This is a genomic window from Leucobacter chromiiresistens (assembly GCF_001477055.1).
GTDB lineage: Bacteria > Actinomycetota > Actinomycetes > Actinomycetales > Microbacteriaceae > Leucobacter > Leucobacter chromiiresistens_A.
This window is the reverse complement of sequence record NZ_LDRK01000103.1, coordinates 1-6,342: the sequence shown is the minus strand read 5'-3', so window position 1 is coordinate 6,342 and position 6,342 is coordinate 1. Positions and strand designations below refer to the sequence as shown.

Annotated in this window: 5 protein-coding genes; all 5 read left to right on the top strand. The window is 69.3% G+C overall.

Annotation, left to right across the window (positions count from 1 at the left end; genetic code table 11):
• Window positions 1-1,271: ATP-binding cassette domain-containing protein (locus NS354_RS11525; RefSeq protein WP_153002204.1), on the top strand; the 1,271-nt coding region annotated here is incomplete at its 5' end.
• Window positions 1,272-1,411: 140 nt separating this feature from the next.
• Window positions 1,412-1,990 carry a hypothetical protein gene (locus tag NS354_RS11520; protein WP_058594619.1) on the top strand — a complete coding sequence of 193 codons (579 nt, stop codon included), beginning with the start codon at window positions 1,412-1,414 and terminating at the stop codon, window positions 1,988-1,990.
• Entirely contained in the window at window positions 1,990-3,732 is a 1,743-nt protein-coding gene (locus NS354_RS11515) for an SPFH domain-containing protein (RefSeq protein ID WP_241490506.1), read from the top strand. The genes NS354_RS11520 and NS354_RS11515 overlap by 1 nt, the downstream gene beginning before the upstream one ends.
• 41 nt (window positions 3,733-3,773) lie before the next feature.
• Window positions 3,774-4,355 carry a PH domain-containing protein gene (locus tag NS354_RS11510; RefSeq protein ID WP_058594618.1) on the top strand — a complete coding sequence of 194 codons (582 nt, stop codon included), beginning with the start codon at window positions 3,774-3,776 and terminating at the stop codon, window positions 4,353-4,355.
• Window positions 4,356-4,629: 274 nt separating this feature from the next.
• A partial coding sequence (locus NS354_RS11505) for a hypothetical protein (protein ID WP_206542609.1) occupies window positions 4,630-6,342 on the top strand: 1,713 nt, incomplete at its 3' end.

Below are 6,342 nucleotides of genomic sequence, written 5' to 3'. Positions count from 1 at the left end.
GTGTGCGGTTGGGAGGGGATGCGGCGCGCCGGGTGCTCGATCTGCTGGCGCAGGTGCGTCTGCCCGATCCGCCGCGCATCTCGCGCTCCTACCCGCACGAGCTCTCGGGCGGTCAGCGGCAGCGGGTGGTGATCGCGCTCGCGCTCGCCGGCTCGCCCGCCGTGCTGCTCTGCGACGAGCCGACGACGGCGCTCGACGTGACCGTGCAGCGCGAGGTGCTCGACCTGCTGCAGCGCCTGCGGGCGGAGCGCGGGCTGACGCTCGTGTTCGTCTCGCACGACCTCGCCGTGGTGGCTGAGATGTGCGATCGCCTGGCCGTGATGGCGCACGGCGACGTGGTGGAGACGGGGGCGGTGGCCGACGTGCTCGCGTCTCCCGCGACGGCCGAGACGCGCGCGCTGCTGGCGGCGGCGCCGACGCTGCCCGAACTCGCGGGTTCTGCGGTCGCGGCGCCGGCGTCGGCGCACAGCCGAACCGGGTGCTTCGCGCGCGAGCGAGCTGCCGCCCCCGCGCTGCTCGAGGTGCGCGACGCCCGGGTGCAGTACGGAGACTTCGCCGCCGTCGGCGGGGTGTCGCTGCGGCTCGGGGCCGGGTCTGCGCTCGGCATCGTGGGTGAGTCGGGATCGGGCAAGACCACGCTCGCTCGCGCCATCGCCGGCCAGGTGCGCCTCTCCGAGGGAGACGTGCTGCTCGACGGCGCCGTGCTCGGGGCGCGCCGCAGCCGGGCGCAGCTGCGGCGGATCCAGCTCGTGCCGCAGGATCCCTTCTCGTCGCTGACGCCCCGTCGCAGCGTGGGCGGGGTGCTCGACGAGGTGCTGCGCGCCCGGGGCGCCGTCGGTTCCGCTGGCGGCGGTGCGGGCTCCGCAGCGGCCGGTCGCGCCGCGCGGGTGTGCGAGTTGCTGCAGCGCGTGGGCCTCGACGCCGACATCGCGGGCGCCGCGCCGGATCGCCTGTCGGGCGGTCAGCGGCAGCGGGTGGCGCTCGCGCGGGCGCTCGCCGCCGATCCGCGGGTGCTCGTGGCCGACGAGCCCACCTCGGCGCTCGACACGACCGCTCGCGCGCGCATCATCGATCTGCTGCGAGACCTCCGCGACGGCCTCGGGCTCGGCATCATCGTGGTCTCCCATGACCTCGGCGTCGTGCACGAGCTGTGCGACCGGGTGCTGCTGATGCGCGGCGGCTCGGTGGTGGAGTCGGGCGACCGCGCGTTCTTCACGGCGCCGCGCTCGCAGTACGGGCGCGAGCTGCTCTCCTCGATCGTGCGCCTCTAGCTGCGCGTCGAGCTGCCGGCTCGGCAGGGTATCGGCGCGCGTCCCGGCGGCCCGCCGCCATGCGGGGTGCGCGCGATCATTGCGCGGTCAGGGCGAGCGCTTGGTACTCTGCAAGGGACAGCCATCGGAAGGACGGCGCCATGGACGGCCTCATGAACTGGATCGAGCGCCTGCTCGACGGCTCGCTGTTCGATGGCGGAATCTTCTTGATCATCGGCATCGTCGGCGGTGTGCTGCTGCTGGTATCGCTGCTGCTCGACGGCATCTTCGACGCGTTCGACTTCGGAGACGGCCCGTTGAGCCTGACGACGATCGCCGCGTTCACCGCGATCTTCGGGTTCGCGTCGTTCGCGAGCGTCGGAGCCGGCATGTCGACTCCGGTCGCGACGATCGTCGGCGCCCTCTCCGGTCTGCTCGGCGCCGCGGCCGCCTGGTGGCTCTCCCGCGCGATCCGCGGGGCGGAGTCGAACACCGCCGTCAGCGGCTCCGATCTCGTCGGCTCGACGGGCGCCGTGGTGCTCGCCATTCCCGCGAACGGCCTCGGCGAGGTGGCGGTGACGCGGCACGGCGAGCGGATCTCGCTCTCGGCCACCGCAACCGCGCCCGTGCCGCGCGGCGCCCTCGTCCGCATCGTGCAGGTCGTCACCTCGACCTCCGTGCGCGTCGAACCCGTACTCCCCGAAACCCACGCCCAACCGTCAGACCGAACGGAGACGTAATGTTCCTCGCAAGCCCGGCGATCGTCGGCATCTTCGGCGCGGTGATCGCCCTCGTGCTGATCGCTCTCGTCATCATCAAGCGGTATCGGATCGCGAAGCCGGATGAGGCGATCATCGTGACCGGCGGCAAGGGCAAGGAGGTCGTCGACGCCGCGGGCAACCGCGGCCGCGACCTGTCGGGGCAGAAGGTCGTGACGGGCGGCGGCGTATTCGTCGTTCCGTTCGTGCAGAAGTCGTTCACGATCTCGCTGCGCTCGCGCCGTCTCTCGATCACGACCGAGGCGCAGACGACCGACGGCATCACGATGCAGGCCCAGGCGGTCGCCGTCGTCAAGGTCGGCGGCACGCAGGAGATGATCCGCGCGGCCGCGCAGCGCTTCCTCTCGAACTCGGATGAGATCGACGAGTCGACGCAGGAGGTGCTCTCGGGCTCCCTGCGTTCGATCATCGGCGGGTTGACCGTGCTGCAGATCATTCGCGACCGCGCGGTCGTCGCGCAGAGCGTGCTCGAAGCCGCCGAGGAGGCGCTCACGAAGCAGGGCCTCGTCGTCGATACCCTGCAGATCCAGGAGATCCGCGACGGCGCCGACTACATCGCGAACATCGGGCGCCCCGAGGCGGCGAAGGTGCGCCAGGCGGCCGACATCGCCGAGACGAACGCGTACCAGGCGTCGCAGGAGGCGAAGATCGCGGCCGAGCAGGTGCTCGTCGACCGCAACCGCGAGCTGAAGCTGCGCCAGGCGGCGGTGCAGGTGGAGACGGACAAGGCGACGGCCCAGGCATCGGCCGCTCAGCCGCTCGAGCAGGCGATCCAGCAGCAGGCGATCGTCGAGCAGCAGCAGATCACCGCCCAGAAGGAGGTCGCGCTGAAGACGGAGCGGCTGAACGCCGACGTGCGCGCCGTCGCCGAGGCGGAGGCCTACCGGGTCGAGGCGCTCGCGAAGGCGGAGGCGGCGGCATCGGTGTCGGCGGCCGAGGGCCGCGCGAAGGCGGTGGAGCGCGAGGGCGTCGCGAGCCGCGTCGCGCGTATCGCCGCGGCCGAGGCGCTCGAGGCCGAGGGCCGCGCCGAGGCGGCGGCCCTCGAGGCGAAGGGTACGGCCGAGGCCACGGCCATCGATGCGCGCGCCCGTGCGCTCGAGACCCAGTCGCAGGCGGTGCTCGCCCAGGAGCTCATCCACCTGCTCCCCGAGATCGCGACGGAGTACGCGCGCGCCATCGGCGCGATCGAGCACATGACGGTCGTGTCGGCGGACGGCACGTCGAAGGTCGCCGGGGAGGCGATGGGCAACATCAAGGGTCTGCTGGAGATGGCGAAGGACACGGTCGGCATCGACCTCGCCGGGATGCTCAACGGCGCGGTGTCGGGCGGCGCGGCGGGCGCCGCCGCGGGCCGCGCATCGCGCGATGTCTCCGAGGGCCGTCGTGCCGAGCGCCGCGCCGACGATCGCGAGGAGAGCGCGTCGCGCCGGGAGCGCACCGCCGGAGACCACGGAGCCGGTTACGGCGACAGCGGATCCGCCGATCGGTTCGATTCCGACGCCGAGTCGGATCGCGAAGCCCTGTCCGAGAGCGCGCGCCGAGCCGCGAGCAGCGCGGCGACCGCTGCGTCCGCCGCCGCTGACGCGGCTGACGGCGCTGCGAACGCGGCCGGCGACGCTGCGCAGTCGGCGGAGGACGCCGCCGAACGCGCGGCGGCGGCTCTGGCCGATCGGGCGCGGGGCTTCGCAGCGGGCTCGCAGTAGGCCTTCCGAGGCCTCTCTCGTGAACGGTGCAGAATAGGGGCATGCCCTCACGCAACCCGCAGTCGCTGACCTCGGAGGTCGACTCCGTGCTCGGGCCGGCGCCGGCGGAGTACGGGCAGCCCGAGGTGGTGGTGCTCCGGTTCCGGCGGCACGGGCGCAGGCTCGTGCTGCCGGTGCTGGTGCTCGTGGCGGTCGCGGCCGCGGGAGGCTACTGGATCGGCACGTTCGCCGAGGGCTGGATGAACGCGCTCGCAGCGTGCGGCGCGATCCTGCTCGCGCTGCTGCTCGGCGTCTTCCCCCTGCTGCGCTGGCTGACCTGGCGCACCACCGTGACGACGCGGCGGGTGATCCAGCGTCAGGGCGTGTTCTCGCGCCACCGCAGCGAGGTCTCCTTCGTGCGCACCCGCGAGGTGCGCACACGGCGCACGCTCGTGCAGCGCCTGTTCGGCTCCGGCGATATCGACCTGTTCATCGGCGCCGAGCGCACGACGATTCCCGACGTGCCCGGGGTGTCTGCGGCAGCCGATGCGCTGCAGGAGCTCGTCGAGCGCAACTACGCGCACGCGACGCGCGTCGAGCGCCTCTTCACCGACCGGGCCGAGGCGCCCGGTCTCCCGCTGTAGTGCTGCAGCGGGCTCGGCGCATGTGAGCGCGACACGCCATTCGGGTACCTAAAGATCACTTTTCACTACTGCATTTCACTCTTTCTCTACCGCATTTCCTCGAAGCACCGATGACGGTGTCTCTGCATTTGGTTCTGTGTTCACTGGGCCGCACTGTCTAGCGGCACACCCAGCACCAATCTCGATTGGAAGAGGTATGCAGATTTCCGAGGAAGTACAGAGTTCCGAGAGACCGAGGCATCGCGCGAGAACCGTCGCGTTCCGATTGCTGAGCGTGAGCATGGCGCTCCTCCTCGGCGTCTTCATGATGGCGCAGGACACGCGACCCGCAGAGGCGGCGTCGTCCGGGTTGAAGCCCGGCGACACGTTCAATTGGAGCTTCACCATCACTCCGCCGGCTCCCGGCACCATCATCTCGGCTCAGACGTACGCCTGGGGAGGCATCCACGCCTGGATTCAGACGATGCCGAGCTGGCTCGAGGTTGCAGGAACACCGTCGATCTCGGGGACGAACTCCCAGTTCTACACGCAGCGTTCCTGCACGGTCAGCAGCGGTCAGATGTACTGTTCCGCCGAAGCACCCGATCCGTCGCCGACGGGAATGTCGGGGCGAGCGTCCACGAGCATCTATCAGACCTTCACGTACACCATGACGGTGCCGCTGCGCGTCGCGGCCAATGCCCCCAGCGGGGGCGCGCTGCCGACGCAGATCAAAGAGGGTGGCTACAAGATGGTCAGCTTCAACAGCGTGGGCACGCAGACCCTGTACGGCCCGCTCACCGTCACGAGCGGGCCGGCGCCGGGCTCGACGATCGACGCACCGGCGGCCGCGCAGGCGACCGAGGTCGGCATCAGCTTCGAGACCTGCCCTGCCGAGGTGAAAGTGGGTGAGATATTCACCTGCAACATCGCCGCATGGAACAACACGACCGGCACGACGTATCCCGCGTCCACCGGCCAGCTGAAGGTGACGGAGAGCACGAAACTCACGCAAGTGCAGATGAACGGTGCGAATCAGACCCTTGCCCCGGTGGAGACCACGCGGACCTTCTTCTCGATTCCGCAGATGATCGGCAAGGACATCGGAACGTCGGGCATCGATCGCACCGTGTGGGGCACCATCACCCTGCAGGCTCCGTCGTACGAGACGACGGAGACGATGACGATCAGTCTCCCGGATAGCGCGGACCCGTACCAGGCGAACAACCAGCAGACGATCTCGTTCCGGGTGGTGGCCGACCAGAGCACGACCGACAACACGGGCACCAACGCCTCCGATAACACCGGGGCGAGCACTGCGGACAACACGTCGGCGAACACGTCGCAGAACACCGCGCAGAACACCACGAACAACACCCTCAACAACACCCTCAACAACACGTCGACGAACACCTCGGCGAACACCTCGGCGAACACCTCCGACAACTCGTATATCAATACGTGGGACAACTGGATGGATAACACCGAGTGGAACACGGACGCCAACTGGGCCGACAACACGGAGTGGAACACCGACGACAACACGGCGACGAACACCACGAACAACACGGGTGCGAACACCACGTTGAACACGTCGCTGAACACGACGACCAACACGGCGGATAACTCGGCCGACAACACCGACGACAATTCGCAGGTCAACACCGCGAACAATACGGCGGTGAACACGGCCGTGAATACGGCGGTGAACACGGCGGTGAACACCGAGGTGAATACCGAGGACAACACGTTCGATAACTCGGTCGAGAACACCGACGACAACACGGCGGCGAACACCACCAACAACACCGGTGCGAACACCACGTTGAACACGTCGCTGAACACGACGTCGAACACCGCGGATAACTCGGCCGACAACACCGACGACAATTCACAGGTCAATACGGCGAACAACACGACGGTGAACACGGCCGAGAACTCCGAGGTGAATACCGAGGACAACACGGCCCTGAACACGGACGTGAACACCGAGGTGAACACGGAACAA